Annotated in this window: 22 protein-coding genes; 13 read left to right on the top strand and 9 right to left on the bottom strand. The window is 73.3% G+C overall.

The genetic code is table 11. From position 1 onward, the window contains the following. The coding region (locus tag ACW0Q9_RS16645; protein WP_456182258.1) for an HAD family hydrolase at positions 1-465 on the top strand (465 nt) is incomplete at its 5' end. A gap of 4 nt (positions 466-469) precedes the next feature. On the opposite strand, the gene ACW0Q9_RS16640 is transcribed toward ACW0Q9_RS16645, so the two are convergent. From ACW0Q9_RS16640 to ACW0Q9_RS16615, 6 genes are all read right to left on the bottom strand, one after another. Then, positions 470-844, bottom strand: coding sequence for a carboxymuconolactone decarboxylase family protein (locus tag ACW0Q9_RS16640; protein WP_456182256.1), 375 nt, complete (start codon positions 842-844; stop codon positions 470-472). A gap of 104 nt (positions 845-948) precedes the next feature. Beyond that, complete coding sequence (locus tag ACW0Q9_RS16635) at positions 949-3,498, bottom strand: ABC transporter permease (RefSeq protein ID WP_456182254.1); 2,550 nt, start codon at positions 3,496-3,498, stop codon at positions 949-951. Next, entirely contained in the window at positions 3,498-4,265 is a 768-nt protein-coding gene (locus tag ACW0Q9_RS16630) for an ABC transporter ATP-binding protein (protein ID WP_456182252.1), read from the bottom strand. Before ACW0Q9_RS16630 ends, ACW0Q9_RS16635 begins: the two co-directional genes overlap by 1 nt. Before the next feature lie 257 nt (positions 4,266-4,522). Further along, a complete protein-coding gene (locus tag ACW0Q9_RS16625; protein WP_456182250.1) occupies positions 4,523-5,206 on the bottom strand; it encodes a response regulator in 684 nt (227 codons plus the stop codon). Positions 5,207-5,234: 28 nt separating this feature from the next. Beyond that, on the bottom strand, positions 5,235-6,428 hold the full coding sequence (locus ACW0Q9_RS16620) for a sensor histidine kinase (protein WP_456182248.1): 1,194 nt from the start codon (positions 6,426-6,428) through the stop codon (positions 5,235-5,237). A gap of 76 nt (positions 6,429-6,504) precedes the next feature. Beyond that, positions 6,505-7,416, bottom strand: a complete 912-nt coding sequence (locus ACW0Q9_RS16615) for a RecB family exonuclease (RefSeq protein WP_456182246.1) — start codon at positions 7,414-7,416, stop codon at positions 6,505-6,507. Between the two features lie 72 nt (positions 7,417-7,488). On the opposite strand from ACW0Q9_RS16615, the gene ACW0Q9_RS16610 reads away from it, so the two are divergent. The 3 genes from ACW0Q9_RS16610 to ACW0Q9_RS16600 all read left to right on the top strand — a co-directional run bounded on the left by ACW0Q9_RS16610 (position 7,489) and on the right by ACW0Q9_RS16600 (position 10,333). Continuing rightward, positions 7,489-8,640, top strand: a complete 1,152-nt coding sequence (locus ACW0Q9_RS16610) for a site-2 protease family protein (protein WP_456182264.1) — start codon at positions 7,489-7,491, stop codon at positions 8,638-8,640. Then, positions 8,637-9,593, top strand: a complete 957-nt coding sequence (locus tag ACW0Q9_RS16605; RefSeq protein WP_456182244.1) for a tRNA (adenine-N1)-methyltransferase — start codon at positions 8,637-8,639, stop codon at positions 9,591-9,593. The genes ACW0Q9_RS16610 and ACW0Q9_RS16605 overlap by 4 nt, the downstream gene beginning before the upstream one ends. Positions 9,594-9,760: 167 nt before the next feature. Further along, positions 9,761-10,333, top strand: a complete 573-nt coding sequence (locus ACW0Q9_RS16600; protein ID WP_456182242.1) for a hypothetical protein — start codon at positions 9,761-9,763, stop codon at positions 10,331-10,333. Positions 10,334-10,383: 50 nt separating this feature from the next. Here the strand turns inward: ACW0Q9_RS16600 and ACW0Q9_RS16595 are convergent, their stop codons facing one another. After that, positions 10,384-10,677, bottom strand: a complete 294-nt coding sequence (locus ACW0Q9_RS16595; protein WP_456182240.1) for a ferredoxin — start codon at positions 10,675-10,677, stop codon at positions 10,384-10,386. A gap of 177 nt (positions 10,678-10,854) precedes the next feature. Between ACW0Q9_RS16595 and arc the strand changes: the two genes are divergently transcribed. From arc to prcA, 6 genes are all read left to right on the top strand, one after another. Continuing rightward, positions 10,855-12,636, top strand: coding sequence for a proteasome ATPase (gene arc, locus ACW0Q9_RS16590; RefSeq protein WP_456182238.1), 1,782 nt, complete (start codon positions 10,855-10,857; stop codon positions 12,634-12,636). A gap of 180 nt (positions 12,637-12,816) precedes the next feature. Then, complete coding sequence (dop, locus tag ACW0Q9_RS16585) at positions 12,817-14,334, top strand: depupylase/deamidase Dop (protein ID WP_456182236.1); 1,518 nt, start codon at positions 12,817-12,819, stop codon at positions 14,332-14,334. Between the two features lie 105 nt (positions 14,335-14,439). Next, positions 14,440-14,646, top strand: coding sequence for a ubiquitin-like protein Pup (locus ACW0Q9_RS16580; RefSeq protein ID WP_046562769.1), 207 nt, complete (start codon positions 14,440-14,442; stop codon positions 14,644-14,646). Between the two features lie 231 nt (positions 14,647-14,877). Continuing rightward, entirely contained in the window at positions 14,878-15,087 is a 210-nt protein-coding gene (locus ACW0Q9_RS16575) for an endonuclease VII domain-containing protein (RefSeq protein WP_456182234.1), read from the top strand. Next, positions 15,006-15,845, top strand: coding sequence for a proteasome subunit beta (prcB, locus tag ACW0Q9_RS16570; protein ID WP_456182232.1), 840 nt, complete (start codon positions 15,006-15,008; stop codon positions 15,843-15,845). Before ACW0Q9_RS16575 ends, prcB begins: the two co-directional genes overlap by 82 nt. A 63-nt stretch (positions 15,846-15,908) precedes the next feature. Then, positions 15,909-16,745, top strand: a complete 837-nt coding sequence (gene prcA / locus ACW0Q9_RS16565; RefSeq protein ID WP_456182230.1) for a proteasome subunit alpha — start codon at positions 15,909-15,911, stop codon at positions 16,743-16,745. A 139-nt stretch (positions 16,746-16,884) separates the two neighbouring features. Here prcA and rfbB read toward each other — a convergent pair whose 3' ends face one another. Further along, positions 16,885-17,862: a dTDP-glucose 4,6-dehydratase gene (gene rfbB / locus ACW0Q9_RS16560; protein ID WP_456182228.1), complete on the bottom strand. Its 978-nt coding sequence runs from the start codon at positions 17,860-17,862 to the stop codon at positions 16,885-16,887. A 118-nt stretch (positions 17,863-17,980) separates the two neighbouring features. Between rfbB and pafA the strand changes: the two genes are divergently transcribed. The 3 genes from pafA to ACW0Q9_RS16545 all read left to right on the top strand — a co-directional run bounded on the left by pafA (position 17,981) and on the right by ACW0Q9_RS16545 (position 20,290). Beyond that, positions 17,981-19,339: a Pup--protein ligase gene (pafA, locus tag ACW0Q9_RS16555; protein WP_091265859.1), complete on the top strand. Its 1,359-nt coding sequence runs from the start codon at positions 17,981-17,983 to the stop codon at positions 19,337-19,339. Between the two features lie 63 nt (positions 19,340-19,402). Next, positions 19,403-19,624, top strand: a complete 222-nt coding sequence (locus ACW0Q9_RS16550) for a hypothetical protein (protein WP_456182226.1) — start codon at positions 19,403-19,405, stop codon at positions 19,622-19,624. Positions 19,625-19,741: 117 nt separating this feature from the next. Next, complete coding sequence (locus tag ACW0Q9_RS16545) at positions 19,742-20,290, top strand: carboxymuconolactone decarboxylase family protein (RefSeq protein ID WP_456182262.1); 549 nt, start codon at positions 19,742-19,744, stop codon at positions 20,288-20,290. Positions 20,291-20,294: 4 nt separating this feature from the next. Here the strand turns inward: ACW0Q9_RS16545 and ACW0Q9_RS16540 are convergent, their stop codons facing one another. After that, positions 20,295-21,287, bottom strand: coding sequence for a DUF3866 family protein (locus ACW0Q9_RS16540; RefSeq protein WP_456182260.1), 993 nt, complete (start codon positions 21,285-21,287; stop codon positions 20,295-20,297). Between the last annotated feature and the right edge of the window lie 6 nt (positions 21,288-21,293).

The following is a 21,293-nucleotide window of genomic DNA, read 5'->3' as shown; positions in this document are numbered from 1 at the left end:
CCGCAGGCCAGCGCCGACTGGATCAACGCCCGGATCCTGGAGCTGTTCCGCGACGGGTTGCGCTGGCGGCCGGGTGCGCTGGCCCTGCTGCGCGCGGTCCGCGCCGCGGGCATCCCCACCGCCCTGGTCACCTCCAGCACCCGGCCGCTGGTCGAGGTCGCCCTCGACACCCTGGGCCGGAACAGCTTCGACGCGGTGGTCTGCGGCGACGAGGTGGAGGCGGCCAAGCCGCATCCGGAGCCGTACCTGACCGCGGCCGGGCTGCTGGGCGTGCCGATCGAGCGGTGTGTGGCGATCGAGGACTCGCCGACCGGGGTGGCCAGCGCCCTCGCGGCCGGGGCCGCCGTGCTCGCCGTACCCGCCGAGGTGCCGCTGCCGCCGACGGACGGCGTACACCAGCTGGAGAGCCTGACCGCGGCGGACCTGGAGCTGCTCGCGGCGCTGCTCGGCGAACGCGCCGCCTGACCGGTCAGCGGGCTTCGCCGAACACCGCCACGGCGATCTGGTAGCTGTCGAAGGCGCGCGCGGCGCCGGCGTAGGCGGCCAGGTGGATGAAGAGTTCGACGATCTCCTCCCGGCTCACCCCGGAGTGCAGCGCGATCCGCAGCTGCCCGCGCAGCGGCTCGTGGGTGCCCAGCGCCGCGGCGATCGCCACCGACACCAGGCAACGGGAGCGCAGGTCCAGGCCCTCGCGCGGCCACGCGTCACCGAAGGTGTGCAGGGTGGCCAGGCGCCGGAAGTCCGCGCCGACGGCGGGCTCGCCGGGGCCGAGCGGCAGGGTGAGCGGCTGGCCGAGCAACCGCTCTGCGTTCTCCAGCGCCCGCGCGTAGGCGTCGTCCGGCACACCCCTCACCCCCGTGGCCGAAAGTCTGGCAGCGGGCGCCGACCCGGCGGGGACGAAACGGCCCCCGCCACACTCCGGTGGCGGGGGCCGTCGCGCGTGCCGGGTCAGTCGTGGGCGATGGCGCCCAGCACGTTGATCCGCGCGGCGCGGATGGCGGGCAGCACCGCGGCCACCACGCCGATGATCGCGGCCAGGACCAGGAAGGTCACCATCTGGCCCCAGGGCAGGACCAGGTCGGTGATGCCCTCGTCCTTGAGTGCCCGGACCACGGCCGCGCCGAGGCCGGTGCCGACCACGACGCCGAGCAGCGCGCCGAAGATCGAGATCACCACCGCCTCGACGGTGATCATCCGCATGGTCTGCGCCCGGCGCAGGCCGATCGCCCGCAGCAGGCCCAGCTCCCGGGTCCGCTCCAGCACCGACAGGGCGAGGGTGTTGATGATGCCCAGCACCGCGATCACGATGGCCAGCGCCAGCAGGATCTGGATCATCCGCAGCGGGGTGTCCAGCTGGCTGGTCTGCTGCTTGATGAACGCGGCCCGGTCCGCCACCGACACCTCGGGGCTGTCCGCGAGCAGCCGCTCGATCTGCGGCTGCACCGCGTCGACCGAGGTGCCCGGGGCGAGCTGCACGAAGCCCTGGATGGGCTGCGGGATGGCGAAGTCGGCGGCCGCCTGCGGCGGCAGCACCACCGGGTTGGTCAGCTGCGAGCTCTCGTAGATGCCGCTGACCGTGTAGGTGCGGGCCTCGCCCCGGGACAGCTGCACGTTCACCGTCGAGCCGACCGACAGGTTGCGGGACGTCGCCGTGTCCGAGCTGACCAGCATCTGGTCGGGGCCGAGCCGGCTGATGTCACCGGCGCTCGCCTTCGCCCCGAAGATCTGCTGCAGCGCGGCCACGTCGCTGGACGCGGCCACCCAGGTCCGCTCGCCGTTCAGCGTGGCCATGTCGCCGTACTCGCCGTCGACCAGCCGCACTCCGGGGATGGTGGCGGCCTTCTCCAGCACCGCCGGGTCGAAGCTCGGCGGCCGCGGGCCGGCCTGGGCGCCGGAGATCACCAGCTCCGCCTTGATGGTGTCCTCCGCCAGGGCGCTGATGCTGCCCTTGGCCGAGTCGAGGATCACGGTCACCCCGGTCACCAGCGCGATGCCGACCATCAGCGCGGCGGCCGTGATCGCGGTGCGGCGGGGGTTGCGGCCGGAGTTCAGCCGGCCCAGCTTGCCCGGCACCGACCAGGCGAAGATCGTGCCCAGCAGGGCGACGACCGGCCGGCTGATCAGCGGGGTCAGCAGCGCCACGCCGATGAAGGCGAACAGCACGCCACCGAGGATGGTGGCGAGGGTGTTGCCGCCGGCGTGGCCGCCGAGCCCGAGGAAGAGCAGGCCCGCGCCGATCGCGGTGACCACGGACCCGCCGACGGTCACCTTTGTCAGCGGCCGGTCCGGCGTGGCGACATCCTGCATGGCGGCGATCGGCGGGATGCGCGAGGCGCGCAGCGCCGGCAGCAGCGCCGCCACCACCGTGATCACCAGACCCACCGCGAAGGCGCCGATCACCGCCGCGGGCGGCACACCGAGCCCGGCCAGGGTGAGCCCGCCGGCCAGCTTCCCGAACAGGTACGCCAGCAGCGCGCCGACCCCGATGCCGGCGGCGAGCCCGAGCACCGAGGCGATCAGGCCGACCGCGATGGCCTCCAGCACCACCGAGCCGATGATCTGCCGCCCGCTCGCGCCGATGGCCCGCATGAGCGCCAGCTCGCGGGTGCGCTGGGCGACGATGATCGAGAAGGTGTTGAGGATCAGGAAGGTGCCGACCAGCAGCGCCACCGCGGCGAAGCCGAGGAGGATCTTGTTGAAGAAGGACAGCCCCTCCTTCAGGCCGGCGGACGCGTCGTCCGCGAGCTGCTTGCCGGTCTTGACCTCGTAGTCCGTGCCGAGGGCGCGGGCCACCTCGTCCCGCAGCGATTCCGGCGTGGTGCCGCCGGCGGCCTGTGCGGTCACGTTGGAGAACACGTCCGGCTTGCCGAGCATCAGCTGCTGGGCGACCGGGGTGGTGAAGGCGACCTCGTTGACCCCGCCGATCGAGTCCCGGCCCCCGCTGTAGCCGAAGACGCCGACCAGGGTGAACTCCTTCTTCGGCGCCAGGGTCAGCACGCCGACCCGGTCGCCGACCTTCACCTTCGCGGCCTGGGCCAGTGCCGCGTTGACCACGATCTCGTCGTCGGCCTGCGGCGCGCGGCCCTCGCGCAGCTTCACCAGGTCGCTCTCGCCCAGCCAGTTCTCGCCGAGCTGCGGCGGGCCGAACGACGTGACCACCTTGCCGTTGCTGCCGATCAGCCGGGCCCCGTCGGCGTTGACCACGCCGCGGACGTCGGTCACGCCGGGCACCGCCTTGACCCGGTCGACGACCGACGCGGGCACCGGGGCGGCCACCTGCTCGCCCTCGACCTCGGAGAGGGCGACCTTCGGCTTCGCGGCCACGTTGACGTCGACGTCGGAGAACGCGTCGGAGAAGACCGCGTCGAAGGAACGGCCGAGGGTGTCGGTGAGCACGAACGCGCCGGAGACGAACATGACGCCGAGCACCACCGCCAGGCCGGACAGCAGCAGGCGCAGCTTGCGCGCCAGCAGGCTCTTCAGAGTGGCGCGGAACATCAGCTGCCCACCTCGGCCGGCGCGTCGAGCTTCTTCATGGTGTCCAGCACCGTGTCGGCGGTCGGCTCGATCAGCTCGGAGACGATCTGGCCGTCGGCCAGGAAGACCACCCGGTCGGCGTACGCGGCGGCGGTCGGGTCGTGGGTGACCATGACGATGGTCTGGCCGTGCTCGCGCACCGAGTTGCGCAGGAAGTTGAGCACCTCGGCGCCGGAGCGGGAGTCCAGGTTGCCGGTCGGCTCGTCGGCGAAGATCACCTCCGGGCGGGCGACCAGGGCCCGGGCGCACGCCACCCGCTGCTGCTGGCCGCCGGAGAGCTGGGCCGGGCGGTGCCCGAGCCGCTCCCGCAGGCCGACCGTGTCGATCACCGTGTCGTACCAGGCCGGGTCGGGCTTGCGGCCGGCGATCGACAGCGGCAGCAGGATGTTCTCCTGCGCGGTGAGCGTGGGCAGCAGGTTGAACTGCTGGAAGATGAAGCCCACCTTGTCGCGGCGCAGCTTCGTCAGGCCGGCGTCGCCGAGCCCGGTCACCGTGGTGTCACCGATCATGACGGTGCCCCGGGTCACCGTGTCCAGACCGGCCAGGCAGTGCATGAGCGTCGACTTGCCCGAGCCGGACGGCCCCATGATCGCGGTGAACCGGCCCCGCTCGAACTCGGCGCTCACCCCCCGCAGCGCGATGACCTGCGCCTCGCCGCTGCCGTACACCTTCCACACGTCGCTGGCCCGGGCCGCGGCCTGCGCCTGCTGCCCTACCGTCGCGGTCACGTCATCTACCTCTTCCGTCAGCCTGCTGATCCGCACCGCCCCCGCTGGTCGGTGCGGCGGTTCCATCCTCGCCGCAGCCGGGCGCGGAACCGTCCGTCCCCGGGCGGAACCGTCGCCGGAATTTCCGTTGGGGTCACCCCCGATGGCGACTCAGGGTCATCCCTGACCGGCCGGCGCCGCCGACGCTAGAACCTCACGTCGCGTCATGGTCAACCTCGCCGCGTCGCCGATGGTCACGGTAGGTGACCGGCGCCACCTCACCCGCCGGGGCGGACCAGGCCGGTCTCGTACGCCAGCACCACCGCCTGCACGCGGTCGCGCAGCCCCAGCTTGGTCAGCACGTGCCCGACGTGGGTCTTCACGGTGGTCTCGCTCACCGACAGCTCCCGGGCGATCTCGGCGTTGGACAGCCCCCGTGCCACCTGCACGAGGACCTCCCGCTCCCGTTCGGTCAGCGCGTGCAACGCCTTCGGCGGGGTGGCCGCCGGATCGGGCAGCACGTCGGCGAAGCGGTCCAGCAGCCGGCGCAGGATCCGCGGCGCCACCACCGCCTCCCCGGCGGCCACCGTGCGGATCGCGGTGACCAGGTCCTCGGCCGGCACGTCCTTGGCCAGGAAGCCGCTGGCCCCGGCGCGCAGCGCGCCGACCACGTACTCGTCCAGGTCGAAGGTGGTGAGGATGAGCACCCGCACCGGCAGCCGCGCGTCCACGATCGCCCGGGTGGCCGCCACCCCGTCCATCCGCGGCATCCGGATGTCCATCAGCACCACGTCCGGCAGCAACCGCCGGGACAGCTCCACCGCCTCCACCCCGTCGCCGGCCTCGGCCACGATGTCCAGGTCGTCCTCGGTGCCCAGCACCATCCGGAACCCGGTACGCAGCAACGGCTGGTCGTCGGCGAGCAGGATCCGCACCGGACGGGGGGCGCTGCTGTCGGTCATCGGTCTCCCTCGTTCGGCCCGGTGCCGGTCACGCCGGGACCGCCCCGGCCGACTCCAGCGGGATCCGCGCGTACACCCGGAAGCCGCCGCCCGGCCGCGGGCCGGTCCGCAGGAACCCACCGTAGAGGGCGACCCGTTCCCGCATGCCGACCAGCCCGTGCCCGATCCGGTCGGCCGCCGGCCCCGGGCCGCGCCCGGTGTCGGTGACCTCCACCGCCAGGAAGCCGTCGGTCACGGTGAGCCGGACCAGCGCGGTGGCCCGGCCGGCGTGCTTGAGGGCGTTGGTCAGCGCCTCCTGCACGATCCGGTAGACGGTCAGCGCCACCCCGTCCTCCATCGGCCCCGGCGTGCCGTCGACCCGCAGCGTGACCGGCAGCCCGGCCTCGCGGACCTGCTCGACCAGGGCCTCGATGCCGGTCAACCCCGGCTGCGGGGCCAGCTCGGCGGCCGGCTCGGCGTCGGTGCGCAGCACGTCCAGCAGCCGGCGCAGCTCCCGCAGGGTGGCCCGGCCGGTCTCCTCGACCGTGGCCATCGCCTCGTCCGCCGCGTCCGGGTCCCGGCGCAGCACCCGACGCGCCCCGGTGGCCAGCACGCCCATCACGCTCACGTGGTGGGCCACCACGTCGTGCAGCTCCCGGGCGATCCGGCGCCGCTCGTCGGCCACCGCCTGCTCGGTCAGCGACCGCTGGGTGGCCTCGGCGATCCGGGCCCGCTCCCGCAGCATCCGGGTGGTCTGCCGGCGGGCCTGCACGGCCCGGCCCACCGCGTACGCCACCGAGCCGGTGAGCAGGTTGTTGAGCACCAGCACGCCGGGGCCCATGTCGAGCACGTTGTCCAGCGGTGCGACCACGTTCGCCAGCACCACCGGCACCCAGAGCAGCAGCGCGGCGAGGGTGGCCGGGCGCAGCGGCCGGTGCGCCGCCATGGTGTAGGTGAGCACCACGAAGGTCAGGCCCTGGGTGGTGGGCGCGTGCTGGACCAGCACCGGCACGGCCAGCGTGGCCACCGCCGCGCCCACCGCCGGCCACGGGGCCACCCGGCGGATCGCCACCGGCGCGGCGCAGAGCACGCTCCAGCCCAGGGCCGCCCAGAGCTGCTCGGGCCGCAGCTCCCGCGGGGTGAGCAGCAGGAACGCCGCGTCCACCAGCGCCAGCGCGACGGCCGTGCCGGCGTCCACGGCCAGCGGGCGGTCCCGCGCCCACGCGCGCACCCGGTTGGTCATGCTCCGACGCTAGTCGCCGCCCGGCGCCGGCCCTCGTCGCCGATGCCGAACCCGGCCTCCTCCGCGAGGAGGAGGGTCACTCGTCCGCGCCGGGCGCGGCCGGCCGGGACCGGGCGTCGGTGAGCGGGTCGGCCGGGCCGGCCACCGGGAACGGCGGCGGGGTGCCGCCGAAGCTCGGGCAGAGCGCCTGGTGGCTGCACCAGTCGCAGAGCCGGCTCGGCCGGGGGCGGAAGTCCTGCCGCGCGGTGGCCTGCTCGATCGCCTGCCAGAGCGCCACCACGGTGCGCTCGAAGCGCAGCAGCTCCTCGGCGTCGGGGGAGTAGTCGCACACCTCGGCGTCCTTGAGGTAGAGCAGCCGCAGCACCCGCGGCACCACCCCCCGGGTGCGCCACAGCACCAGGGCGTAGAACTTCAGCTGGAACAGCGCCCGCGCCTCGAACGCCTCGCGCGGGGCGCCGCCGGTCTTGTAGTCGACCACCCGCAGCGCGCCGTCCGGCGCCACGTCGAGCCGGTCGAGGTAGCCCCGGATGAGCAACTCGTCGTCGACCACCGCGGAGATCAGCGCCTCCCGCTCGGCCGGCTCCAGCCGGCGCGGGTCCTCCACCGTGAAGTAGCCCTCCAGCAGCGCCGCCGCCGAGCGGAGGAACCCGTCGAGCGCGGCCGCGTCGCCCTCGGCGAACAGCGTCGCCAGCTCCGGCTGCTCGGTGACCAGCCTGTCCCACTGCGGGGCGACCAGGTCGCCGGCCGACTCCGGGGTCCGGGCCGCCGCCGGCAGGTCGAACAGCCGCTCCAGCACGGCGTGCACCAACGTGCCCCGGACCTGCTCCACGGTCGGCCGCTCGGGCAGCCGGTCGATGCTGCGGAACCGGTAGAGCAGCGGGCAGGTCTTGAAGTCGGCCGCCCGCGACGGCGACAGCGACGCCCGCACCGTGGGAGGGACCACCGCCGTCGGGTCGGGCTGCGTGTCGATCACCGGTTCCGCCGTCATGCCCGGAAGGTTAGGGCACCGGTGTGACAGGGCGGCCGTCGCCGCACCGGGGCATGATCGGCCCCGCGTAGCATCGACCCGGTGAAGCAGCGGACCCGACCGTCGCGCCGGCCCGGGCTGACCCTCGGCCGGGTCTTCGGGGTGCCGCTGCGCGTCGACGCGTCGATGCTGCTGCTCACCGTGGTCGTCACCGTGCTCTACGCGGCGCTGGCCCGCCGCCAGCTCGACCTCGGCCACCTCGGCGGCTACCTGGTCGGCCTCGGCTTCGTGGTCTCCCTGCTCGGCTCGGTGCTGCTGCACGAGCTGGGGCACGCGCTGACCGCCCGCCGGTACGGCATCGGTGTGCGCGGGATCACCCTGGAGCTGCTCGGCGGCTACACCGAGATGGACCGGGACGCGCCCAGCCCCAAGGTCGACCTGCTGGTCTCCCTCGCCGGCCCGGCCGTCTCCGCGGTGCTCGGCGTCGGGGCGGTCGCCGCCACCCTGGCCCTGCCCGCCGGCACCCTCGCCCACCAGCTCGCCTTCCAGCTCGCGGTCAGCAACGTCGTGGTCGCCGTCTTCAACAGCCTGCCCGGGCTGCCGCTGGACGGGGGCCGGGCGCTGCGCGCCGCGGTCTGGGCCCTCACCCGGGACCGGCACCGGGGCACCGAGGTGGCCGGCTGGATCGGCCGGGCCGTGGCGGTCGCCACCCTGGCGCTGGTGGTGCTGCTCACCCTGCGCCGGGCGCTCGCCCCGCTCGCCCTGCCGCTGATGCTGCTGGTCGCGGTGACCCTGTGGCGGGGCGCCGGCCAGTCCATCCGGATGGCCCGGATCGGCCGTCGCCTGCCGCTGGTCGACCTGGCCCGGCTGGCCCGCCCGCTGCTGCCGGTGCCCTCCGGCACCCCGCTCGCCGAGGCGCAGCGCCGCCGCGCCGAGGGAGCCATCCCCGACGCCGCGCTCACCGTGGTCGACTCCGCCGGCCGCCCGGTCGCCCTGGTCGACCCGGCCCGCGCCGCCGCCGTACCCCCGGAACGGCGGCCGTGGCTCGCGGTGGACGCGGTGGCCCGCGGCCTGGACACCGTGCCGGCGCTGCCGGTCGGCGCGGACGGCGAGCGGGTGCTGGAGGCCGTGCGCACCCACCCGGGCGCGCAGTACGTCGTGACGGCAGGCGAAGATGTGGTCGGCGTCCTGCACCTCGCGGATCTCGCCCAGCTCCTGGAACCCAAACGGAAGACGAACACGTGACCGCAGAAACCTCCACCGTCCCGGCGCTGCCTCCTGTCCACCGGGGGCCGTTCCGGCCCGGCGACCGGGTCCAGCTCACCGACCCGAAGGGCCGGATGCACACCGTGACGCTGGAGCCCGGCAAGGAGTTCCACACCCACCGGGGGATCCTCAAGCACGACACGCTCATCGGCCTCCCCGACGGCAGTGTGGTCACCACCGCCGGCGGCGGCACCGCGTTCCTGGCCCTGCGGCCGCTGCTGTCGGACTACGTGCTCTCCATGCCGCGCGGCGCCCAGGTGATCTACCCGAAGGACTCGGCGCAGATCGTCGCCATGGGCGACATCTTCCCGGGCGCCAAGGTCCTGGAGGCCGGCGCCGGCTCCGGCGCGCTCTCCTGCTCGCTGCTGCGGGCGGTCGGCACCGAGGGCGAGCTGCACTCCTTCGAGTTGCGCGACGACTTCGCCCAGATCGCCCGGCGCAACGTCGAGGCGTTCTTCAACGGCCCGCACCCCGCCTGGCGGCTGCACGTCGGTGACGTCGCCGAGTGCACCGAGACCGGTTTCGACCGGATCATCCTGGACATGCTCACCCCCTGGGAGATGCTCGACATGGTCGAGCGGGCCCTGGTCCCCGGCGGTGTGCTGATCGGCTACGTGGCCACCACGCCGCAGCTCTCCGAGCTGGTCGAGGCGCTGCGCGAGCGGGGCGGCTGGACCGAGCCGCGCGCCTGGGAGTCGCTGGTCCGGGACTGGCACGCCGAGGGGCTCGCGGTCCGGCCCGACCACCGCATGATCGCGCACACCGCCTTCCTGGTCTCCGCGCGCAAGCTCGCCCCCGGGGTCACCGCCCCGCCGCGGCGGCGCAAGCCCAGCAAGGGCGCCGAGGCGTACGCCCAGCGCCGGGACGCGCTGCGCGCGGCCGAGGCGGCCCGGCAGACGGCCGCCGGGGCCGAGGAGCCGGACCGGGCGTGACCCCGCGGCGCGGACGGGTATGAGCGGGCGGATCATGGGTCCCGGCGGGGACGACACCGAGCGGGTGGAGACGGTGGCATGAGCGAGCGGATCGGGGCACGCGGCGGGCGCCGCGCCCGCCCCGGCGGTCCGGACCGGCGGCGGCGCGCGGGCCGGGAGGCGGTGGCATGAGCAGCCCCGGCTACGGCAACGGCGACCTGCCCGCCGTCTTCCCCGACTGGTCGCCCTACGCCGACCTGGAGTCGGCCGCCCGGGCCTACCTGCGCGACCCCGACATCGCCCTGGACGCCCTCGGCGGGGTGCTGCGCGGCGCCTCCGTGCTCGGCTTCACCCTGGAACGCTTCGTCAACGAGGTGAACGGGGTGTGGCAGGAGGTCGTCGTCTGCGACGGCAGCCGGCTGGTGCTCTGGCACGGCGAGGACGTCCCGCCGGGGGAGGGGCCGGCCGGCTCGATGACCTCCTCGCTGCGGGTGGTGCCGGTCTCCACGGTCACCGAGGTCGGCTGCCGCCGACGGCTCACCCGCGCCGACAACGGCGAGGTGCGGGTCGACAGCATCGACGTCTACCTGCTGCTCAGCTCGCTGGACGAGGCGCCGCCCAGCGACGAGGTGGTCGGCGCGCCCCGGCACGACGCGCTGCGCTTCGGCAAGACCCTCGACGACGGCGGCGCCGGGCAGATCGCCCGCCTGGAGGAGTTCGCCCGGCTGGTCGCCTCGGTCGTCGGCCGCCCCATGCTGTAGAGACGCCGCGGGCCGGGGACGCGCGTCCCCGGCCCGCGGCGTGCGTCAGGTCAGTCCTCGGCCTCCGGGCCGGCCACCTCGGCGCCGTCGCTGGCGCGCACCACGTGGATGCACTCGCCCGGGCACTCCTTCGCCGAGTCGATCACCTCGAGGCGCAGGTGCTCCGACACGTCCACCCGGGCGCCCGGGGTCAGCCGCAGCTCGCCGTCGGGCCCCTTGACGTACGCGAGGCCGTCGACGTCGAACTCGAAGACCTCCGGCGCGTACTGCACGCACAGCCCGTCACCCGTGCACAGGTCCTGATCCACCCAGACCTGCAGCTGGTCCGTCGCGACGTCGGTCACGAAGCACCCCCCATGTTCTCCCGTCCCACGCTCCGACGGTACCCGAACGCCCGTACCCGCCCGTCGACCAGCCCTTGGCGATCAAGCTTCGGTGACGAGCGCGTTGCGGAGGACCGAATCGGGCTCATAGCGGCTAGTGTTAGCTCAGAACGTTGAAGCCCCTCGGGGAGGTGGGACGTGGCACGCAGCGACGACGCGGACTCGCGCGCCGCACGGTGGGAGAAGGAGGCCCACGATCTCTCCACGCAGGTCGCGTTCCTTCAAGAGGAACTCGCCCTGGTGCGGCGCAAGTTGACCGAAAGCCCCCGACACGTCCGGCAGCTCGAGGAGCGGCTGGCGGCCACCCAGGCCCAGTTGGCGCGGCTGACCGAGAACAACGAGCGGCTCGTGAGCACCCTCAAGGAGGCTCGCGCGCAGATCGTGACGCTCAAGGAGGAGATCGACCGCCTCGCCCAGCCGCCGAGCGGCTACGGCGTCTTCCTGGCGAAGCACGACGACGGCACGGTGGACGTGTTCACCGGCGGGCGCAAGCTCCGGGTGGCCGTCTCGCCCTCGCTGGAGGTCGACGAGCTGCGCCGCGGCCAGGAGGTCCTGCTCAACGACGCGCTCAACATCGTCGACGCGTTCGGCTACGAGCGGGTCGGCGAGGTCGTGATGCTCAAGGAGATCCTCGCGGGTCCCGACGGCGCCGCGGGTGACCGGGCCCTGGTGGTCTCCCACTCCGACGAGGAGCGGATCGTGCACCTCGCGGAGACCCTGATCGGCGCGCCGATCCGGGCCGGCGACTCGCTCATGATCGAGCCCCGCTCGGCGTACGCGTACGAGCGGATCCCGAAGAGCGAGGTCGAGGAGCTCGTCCTGGAGGAGGTGCCCGACGTCGACTACACCGACATCGGCGGCCTGCACTCCCAGATCGAGCAGATCCGCGACGCGGTCGAGCTGCCCTTCCTGCACGCCGACCTGTTCCGCGAGCACCAGCTCCGGCCGCCGAAGGGCATCCTGCTCTACGGCCCGCCCGGCTGCGGCAAGACGCTGATCGCCAAGGCGGTGGCCAACTCGCTGGCCAAGAAGATCGCCGAGCGGCGGGGCGAGGAGAAGCACACCAGCTTCTTCCTCAACATCAAGGGCCCGGAGCTGCTCAACAAGTACGTCGGTGAGACCGAGCGGCACATCCGGCTGATCTTCCAGCGGGCGCGGGAGAAGGCCGGCGAGGGCACCCCGGTGATCGTGTTCTTCGACGAGATGGACTCGGTCTTCCGCACCCGCGGCTCCGGCGTCTCCTCCGACGTGGAGAACACCATCGTCCCGCAGCTGCTCAGCGAGATCGACGGCGTGGAGGGCCTGGAGAACGTCATCGTCATCGGCGCCTCCAACCGGGAAGACATGATCGACCCGGCGATCCTGCGCCCCGGCCGGCTCGACGTGAAGATCAAGATCGAGCGGCCGGACGCCGAGGCGGCCAAGGACATCTTCTCGAAGTACATCCTCTCCGGCCTGCCGCTGCACGCGGACGACCTGGCCGAGCACGGCGGCGACCCGCAGGCCACCGTGGCGGCCATGATCGACGCGGTCGTGCTCCGGATGTACTCGGAGACCGAGGAGAACCGCTTCCTCGAGGTCACCTACGCCAACGGCGACAAGGAAGTCCTCTACTTCAAGGACTTCAACTCCGGCGCGATGATCCAGAACATCGTCGACCGGGGCAAGAAGATGGCCATCAAGGAGTTCCTCACCTCCGGCCGCAAGGGGCTCCGGCTCCAGCACCTCCTCGACGCCTGCGTCGACGAGTTCCGCGAGAACGAGGACCTGCCCAACACCACCAACCCCGACGACTGGGCCCGCATCTCCGGCAAGAAGGGCGAGCGGATCGTCTACATCCGCACGCTCGTCTCCGGCGGCAAGGGCGCCGAGGCCGGCCGGTCCATCGAGACCGCCAGCAACACCGGCCAGTACCTGTAGTCCGACGGCACGACGGAGGCCCGCGGCGCAGCGCGCCGCGGGCCTCCGCGCGTCCCCGCCCGGCGGAGCCGTGCCCCGCCACACCGTCACGCCCCGGGCCGCCGCGCCCCCTTCCCGCGTGACGGCGACTACGCTCGACGTGACGGGGGACCGGGACGGGCGAGCGGAGCGGGCAGGTCGATGAGCGTTAGACGGATCATGGGCACCGAGGTCGAGTACGGGATCTCCGTGCCCGGCCAGGCCGGAGCCAACCCGATGGTCACCTCCTCCCAGGTGGTCAACGCCTACGGGGCACGACCGGAACTCAACCGGGGCGGCCGGGCCCGCTGGGACTACGAGGAGGAGTCGCCACTGCGCGACGCCCGCGGGTTCACCTACTCCGGGGCGGCCTACGACCCGGCGGAGGCGCTCGCCGACGAGGATCTCGGGCTGGCCAACGTCATACTCACCAACGGCGCCCGGCTCTACGTCGACCACGCGCACCCGGAATACTCCACGCCCGAGGTGACCAACCCCCTCGACGTGGTGCGCTGGGACAAGGCCGGGGAGCGGGTGATGGCCGAGGCGTCGAGGCGGGCCGCCACCATCCCGGGCACCCACCCGATCCACCTCTACAAGAACAACACCGACAACAAGGGCGCCAGCTACGGCGCCCACGAGAACTACCTGATGCGGCGGCAGACCCCGTTCGCCGACATCGTGGCGTACCTGACGCCGTTCTTCGTCACCCGGCAGATCGTCTGCGGCGCCGGCCGGGTCGGCATCGGCCAGGACGGCGGCCAGAGCGGCTTCCAGATCTCCCAGCGCGCCGACTTCTTCGAGGTCGAGGTGGGGCTGGAGACCACCCTCAAGCGGCCCATCATCAACACCCGGGACGAGCCGCACGCGGACGCCGACAAGTACCGCCGGCTGCACGTCATCATCGGTGACGCCAACCTCTCCGAGATCTCCACGTACCTGAAGGTCGGCACCACGGCGCTGATCCTCGCCATGATCGAGGAGAAGGCGCTCGGCCCCGACCTGGGCATCGCCGACCCGGTCAGTGAGCTGCGCGCGGTGAGCCACGACCCGGGGCTCAAGCACCTCATGCGGCTGCGCGACGGCCGCAAGCTGACCGCCCTGGACGTGCAGTGGGCCTACCTGGAGCGGGTCCGGTCCTTCGTGGACGACCGCTACGGCAGCGACGTGGACGCGCAGACCGCCGACGTCCTCGACCGCTGGGAGAGCGTGCTGGACCGGCTCGGCCGGGACGCCTTCCTCTGCGCCGACGAGCTGGACTGGGTGGCCAAGCTGCGGCTTCTGGAGGGCTACCGGGAGCGGGAGAAGCTCGGCTGGGGCTCGCACAAGCTCCAGCTGGTCGACCTCCAATACTCGGACGTGCGGCCGGAGAAGGGCCTCTACCACCGGCTGGTGCAGCGGGGCTCGATGAAGACCCTGCTGACCGACGAGCAGACCCGCTCGGCGATGACCGAGCCGCCGGAGGACACCCGGGCCTACTTCCGCGGTCGCTGCCTCGCCCAGTACGCCTCGGAGGTGGTGGCCGCGAGCTGGGACTCGGTCATCTTCGACGTGGGCCGCGAGTCGCTGGTCCGGGTGCCGATGATGGAGCCCGAGCGGGGCACCCGCAAGCACGTCGGGTCGCTCTTCGACCGCTGCGAGAGCGCCAAGGACCTGCTGGAGATGCTGACCGGCGGCTGAGCCGGATGCCGGAAGGCCCGTCCCGTGCCGGAACCCGGCGCGCGACGGGCCTTTCGTCGTCGGCGCGAGGTAAGTTGATCGCAGGGAACGTGGAGGAGGCACACCATGGCGACCCAAGAAGGCGGCCAGACCCAGTCCGGCAAGTCCCACGAGGAGGTCGAGGAGGTCACCGCGCAGGCCAACCCCGAGGTTGCCGAGCGGCACGCCGAGATCACCGAGGACGTCGACGACCTGCTCGACGAGATCGACTCCGTCCTGGAGGAGAACGCAGAGGAGTTCGTGAGGGGATACGTGCAGAAAGGCGGAGAATGACCGTAATGTCCGTTTCGTGCATTGCGAAGGCGCCGGTTCCTCCGGCGACGCGGCCCGGGGAGGGCCTCCCTCGCGAGCCGGCACGACCGGACAGCCCGGCGTTCTACGGTAGGACCGGCGCGGCGGCCCGCTTCCTGGCGGTGCCGTCGCGGGTGCGGATACGGGGAGCGGAAGCCCCTCGCCGGGCGGCGCCGCGCCGGCGCGGTCCCCGGCGACCTCGATCCGGAACATGTGGACCACGATCATCGCACCGGATGGGTGCGCGGGATACTCTGCTTCAACTGCAACGGTGGTCTTGGCCAGTTCCGTGACAGTCCCGCGAGGCTGGCCAGGGCGATCACGTACCTGAGAGGAACCACGTGGCAGCGGGTTTTGATCCATCCGGGCGTCTTCCAGATGTGTTCACCAACGCGGGGACGTCCTCCTTCACAACGTTCCTGAGCAAGGTGGCTCCCGAGATGCTGCCCGGCCGTCGGCCGCTGCCGCCCGGCATGGCCGCCGACATGGCGCCGCACGCGACGACCATCGTGGCCATCTCGGCCAGCGGTGGCGTGGTGATGGCCGGCGACCGGCGCGCCACGATGGGCAACCTGATCGCCCAGCGGGACATCGAGAAGGTGCACCCGGCCGACGCGTACTCGCTGGTCGGCATCGCGGGCACCGCGGGCATCGGCATCGAGCTGATGCGACTGTTCCAGGTGGAGCTGGAGCACTACGAGAAGATCGAGGGCGCGATGCTGTCCCTCGACGGCAAGGCCAACCGGCTGGCCTCGATGATCCGGGGCAACCTGGGCGCCGCCATGCAGGGCCTCGCGGTGATCCCGCTGTTCGCCGGCTTCGACCTGGCGGCCGCCGACCCGGCCCGGGCCGGGCGGATCTTCAGCTTCGACGTGACCGGCGGCCCCTACGAGGAGACCGGCTACGACGCGATCGGCTCCGGCTCGCTGTTCGCCAAGTCCGCGCTGAAGAAGCGGTTCCGGACGGGCCTGTCGATCGACGACGCCACGCGACTGGCCGTGGAGGCGCTCTACGACGCCGCCGACGACGACACCGCGACCGGTGGCCCCGACCTGACCCGCCGGATCTACCCGGTGGTGATGACCGCGACGGCCGAGGGCACCCACCGGCTCACCGACGCCGAGACGGCGGCGATCGCGGAGGGCGTGGTGTCCGGCCGGATGGAGAATCCGGGCGGCTGACCCCGCTCCCACCTCACCTGAGTCAGCAGTCCGCAGCACAGCGCCCGAAGGAGAACCGCCGCCGTGGCCATGCAGTTCTACGCCTCGCCCGAGCAGATCATGCGCGACCGCTCCGAGCTGGCCCGCAAGGGCATCGCCCGGGGCCGCAGCGCGGTGGTCCTGAGCTACTCCGACGGGGTGCTCTTCGTCGCGGAGAACCTGTCCAGCACGCTGCACAAGGTCAGTGAGATCTACGACCGGATCGGCTTCGCCGCGGTGGGCCGGTACAACGAGTTCGAGAACCTGCGCCGGGCCGGGGTGCGGATGGCCGACCTCAACGGCCTGAGCTACGACCGGCGGGACGTGACCGGGCTGGGCCTGGCGAACGCGTTCGCGCAGACACTGGGTGCGATCTTCACCGAGCAGTCGAAGCCGTTCGAGGTGGAGATCTGCGTGGCCGAGGTGGGCGCCACGCCGGACGACGACTCGCTCTACCGGCTGACCTACGACGGGTCGGTCAACGACGAGCCGGGCCGGATGGCGATGGGCGGCCAGGCCGAGGCGATCACCGGGGTGCTGAAGAACGAGCACCGGCCGGAGATGTCGCTGTCGGAGGCGGTCCAAGCCGCGGTGAAGGCGCTGAGCAGCGTCGGCGGCGAGGGCGGGGCGGCCCGCACGATCGCGGCGAACCAGCTGGAGGTGGCGGTCCTGGACCGTCGCCGGGTGGGGCGGACGTTCCGGCGGATCACCGGGGCGGCGCTGACGGCGCTGCTGGACGGGGAGGCGGGCGCGGACGCCGCGCCGGCGCCGGGTCGGGCGAAGACCCCGACGGTGCCGACCGAGGAGGCGAAGAAGCCGACCACGTCGGCGGGTTCGGCCGACCTGGAGGGCCAGCCGCAGGAGGAGCAGCCCGGCGAGTGACGCCGGCCGGGCGACTCGTCTGGTGCCGAGTCGTGATCCACTCCGGCTCGCCGAGGTGGCGGTATCGCCGGGGCCGGAAGCCACCACCTCGCCGACCTGGAGTCGATCACCTGCGGGCCACCGCCCCGGCGTGGGGCTCTCAGCGGTGCGGCTTCAGCGGCGTCCACCAGTCGCGGTTGTCCCGGTACCAGGCGATGGTGGCGGCCAGCCCGGCGTCGAGGTCGACCGTGGGCGTCCAGCCCAGTTCGCGGCGGGTGGTGGTGGTGTCGAGGGCGTACCGGCGGTCGTGGCCCTTGCGGTCGGCGACCGGTCGGACCCGCTCCCAGCCGGCGCCGCAGGCGGCGAGCAGCCGGCCGGTGAGCTCCCGGTTGGTGAGCTCGGCGCCGCCGCCGAGGTGGTAGATCCCGCCGGCCCGGCCGCGGGTCTGGGCGAGCGCGACGCCGTGGCAGTGGTCGTCGACGTGCAGCCAGTCCCGGACGTTGCCGCCGTCGCCGTAGAGGGGCACGTCGTGCCCGTCGAGCAGGTTGGTGACGAAGAGCGGGATGATCTTCTCGGGGTACTGGTACGGCCCGTAGGTGTTGGCGCCGCGGGTGACCACGACGTCCAGGCCGTGCGTGCGGTGGTAGGCCAGCGCGAGCAGGTCGCCGGCGGCCTTGCTGGCCGAGTACGGCGAGCTGGGGTCGAGCGGGGCCTGCTCGGTCCAGGCGCCGGTGGCGATGGAGCCGTACACCTCGTCGGTGGAGACCTGGACGAAGCGGCGCACGCCGTGGCGCAGGGCCGCGTCGAGCAGGTTCTGGGTGCCGACCACGTTGGTGGTGACGAAGTCGGCGGCGGCGGCGATGGAGCGGTCCACGTGCGACTCGGCGGCGAAGTGCACGACGGCGTCGTGGCCGGCGACCGTGGCGTCGACCAGGGCGGTGTCGCGGATGTCGCCGCGGACGATCCGCAGCCTCGGGTCGGCGCGGACCGGGTCGAGGGCGGCCTCGGTGGCGGCGTAGGTGTACGCGTCGAGCACGGTGACGGTGCCGGCGGCGAGGTCCGGCTCGGCGCCGGTGAGCAGCCGCCGGACGTACGCCGAGCCGATGAAGCCGGCGCCGCCGGTGACGAGGATTCTCACGGCTGGGACCGTACCCGGCGGTGGGATGTGCGAACGCGGGGAATGCCCGGCCCGGTGCGGATGAGACCGCTGGGTTGAGCGCTGCCCATCTGGGGCCCCGGGCGGCTAATGTCACATCATGGAGCGGCGAATCTTCGGCCTCGAGACCGAGTACGGCGTCACCTGCACCTATCGCGGGCAGCGCCGGCTTTCCCCCGACGAGGTCGCGCGGTACCTGTTCCGGCGGGTGGTGTCGTGGGGCCGGTCGAGCAACGTGTTCCTGCGCAACGGAGCCCGCCTCTACCTGGACGTGGGCTCGCACCCGGAGTACGCGACGCCGGAGTGCGACTCGGTGACCGACCTGGTGGCCCACGACCGGGCGGGGGAGCGGATCCTGGAAGGGCTGCTCGTCGACGCGGAGAAGCGGCTGCACGACGAGGGCATCGCGGGCGAGATCTACCTGTTCAAGAACAACACCGACTCGGCCGGCAACTCGTACGGCTGCCACGAGAACTACCTGGTGTCCCGGCACGGCGAGTTCGGCCGGCTGGCCGACGTGCTGATCCCGTTCCTGGTCACCCGGCAGCTGATCTGCGGCGCGGGCAAGGTGCTGCAGACGCCGCGCGGCGCGGTCTACTGCCTGTCGCAGCGGGCCGAGCACATCTGGGAGGGCGTCTCCTCGGCGACCACCCGCAGCCGGCCGATCATCAACACCCGGGACGAGCCGCACGCGGACGCCGAGCGCTACCGGCGGCTGCACGTGATCGTCGGCGACTCGAACATGAACGAGGTCACCACGCTGCTCAAGGTCGGCACGGCCGACATCGTGCTGCGGATGATCGAGGCCGGGGTGGTGATGCGCGACCTGACGCTGGAGAACCCGATCCGGGCGATCCGCGAGGTGTCGCACGACATCACCGGCCGGCGCAAGGTGCGGCTGGCCTCCGGCAAGGAGGTCTCCGCGCTGGAGATCCAGCAGGAATACCTCGCCAAGGCGACCGAGTTCGTCGAGCGCCGGGGCGGTGACCAGACCGCCAAGCGGGTCGTCGAGCTGTGGGGTCGGGTGCTGCGGGCCGTGGAGACCGGTGACCTGGACCCGGTGGCCCGGGAGATCGACTGGGTGACGAAGCTGCGGCTCATCGAGCGCTACCAGCGCAAGCACGACCTGCCGCTGTCGCATCCGCGGGTGGCGCAGATGGACCTGGCCTACCACGACCTGCGGCGCGGCCGGGGCCTGTACGGGCTGCTGGAGCGGCGCGGCGAGGTGGACCGGGTGGCCACCGACCCGGAGATCTTCGAGGCGAAGGAGACCCCGCCGCAGACCACCCGGGCGCGGCTGCGCGGGGAGTTCATCCGGCACGCCCAGGAGAAGCGGCGGGACTTCACGGTGGACTGGGTGCACCTGAAGCTGAACGACCAGGCGCAGCGCACGGTGCTGTGCAAGGACCCGTTCCGGGCGTACGACGAGCGGGTGGAGCGACTCATCGCGAGCATGTGACCCGGGGCCGGCGGCCGGTGCGGCGGGCACCGGCCGCCGGCCCACGGGTACGCTGGCGTCGCGATGGACACTTCCGAACCTTCCGGCCGCCCCGGCGGCGAGACGCGCCCCGGCCGCGACAGCGGGACCGAGAAGCTCAACTGGATCGACCGGCGCCGGGAGAAGATCCGCGCCGAGGTCGAGCGCAACCGCCGCGGCGAATACACCGTGCCGACCTGGGTGCTGGCCGCGGCGCTGGTGCTGATCGTGGGCGCCTGGCTGGCGTTGATCTTCCTGGCCGGCTGACCGCCGGGAACCCGCGGCGGGGGAGTTGCGCTCCGCCCCGCCCGCCCGGGAAGGTTGTCACATCGACCGTATTCGACCCGCCGGCCCGCGCCGGCGCGGGCACGGGAGGGTGACGTCATCGCACACATCGACCTCGGTCTGGACGAGCAGGCCCACCCCGGCATCAACGGGCTGGCCCGCTACCGGCCGGAGACCGCCAAGCCACTGCTCGACCTCGCCGACACGCTGCTGCACGCCCCGCATCCCACGCTGACCGCGGGGGAGCGGGAACTCGTCGCCGCGTACGTGTCGGGGCTGAACGCCTGCACGTTCTGCTGCGCGTCGCACTCGGCGTTCGCCGCCGCCCAGCTGCCGGACGGGATGCCGCTGGTGGAACAGGTCCGCCGGGACCTGGACGCGGCGCCGGTCGAGGCGAAGCTACGGGCGCTGCTGCGGATCGCCGGGGCGGTGCAGCGCGGCGGCCGGGAGGTCACCACCGAGCTGGTCGAGGCGGCCCGCGCCGAGGGCGCCACCGACCTGGAGATCCACGACACGGTGCTGATCGCCGCCGCGTTCTGCATGTACAACCGCTACGTCGACGGCCTGGGCACGCTGGCGCCGGCCGACCCGGCGGGTTACACCCGGGCGGCCGCGCACATCGTCGCGCACGGCTACGGGGCGCGCTGACCCCTCAGCCGAGCAGCCGGGCGGCGTGCCGGCCGGCGGCGGCCGCGGCCAGGAAGTAGGCGTGGTCGCCGTCGAGCCCGCGGCCCATCGTCGACAGGCCGACCGGGCTGGCCCGCAGCGCCGCGTCCAGGCCATCGGTGGGCACGGTGACGATCCGGTGCCGCGCCGCGAGCGGGGCCAGCGCCGCGGCGACCTCGGCCGCGAGGGCCGGGTCGAGGCCGTCCGGCACGACGAGCTCCGCGGGGGCCAGGGCGACCCGGCCGTACGCGGTGAGGCTGTGGTGGGAGACGCCGCGGTGCCGGGGGCGCGGGTCGGCGTCGGACAGGCGCAGCGAGCCGACCGGCCGCCCGCCCAGCGTGGCGACCGCGTTGACCGCCTCGCCGACGGCCACCCCGGAGAAGCCCCAGCGGGTGCCGGTGCCGAGGTTGCCGGGGCCCTGGGCGACGATCGCCACGTCGGCGCCGAGCACGTGCCGCGCGGCGAGCAGGCCGCTGTGCAGGGTGCTGGCCTCCAGGTCGCCGCCGAAGGCCTGGCCCACGCTGACCGTGCCGGCGAGGTGGTCGGCCAGCCCGGCGAGGGTGCGGGAGAACCAGGCCGGCAGCGCCCCGCCGTCGGTGAGCAGGTACGCCACCCGGGCGTCCGGGGCGTCGGCGTGCACGCCGGCCAGGATCGCCGGCAGCGCGGAGTGCAGGTCGGCGGTGACCACCGGCATCCCGTCGACGGACTCGGCGGCGGCCAGCCGCGCGTGGTGCGGGGAGGCCTCCTCGTCCACGCCGAGCAGGATCGGCTGCAACGGCGTGTAGCGGGCCTTGACCAGGTGTCCGGCGTCGCGGGTGTCGGCGGCCTGGGGCGGGTCGGCGGGGAGCCGGTCGGGCAGGGCGACGACCAGCGCGTAGCCGCCGGTGCCGAGCCCCATCAGCAGGGCGCCGGCGTTGAGCAGCACCCGGTCGCCGGGCTCCGGGTCACCGACCAGCTCCGGGTAGGCCAGGGCGCGCATCCGCCC

The organism is Micromonospora sp. I033 (assembly GCF_053890995.1).
This window is presented reverse-complemented; position numbering and strand designations above follow the sequence as displayed.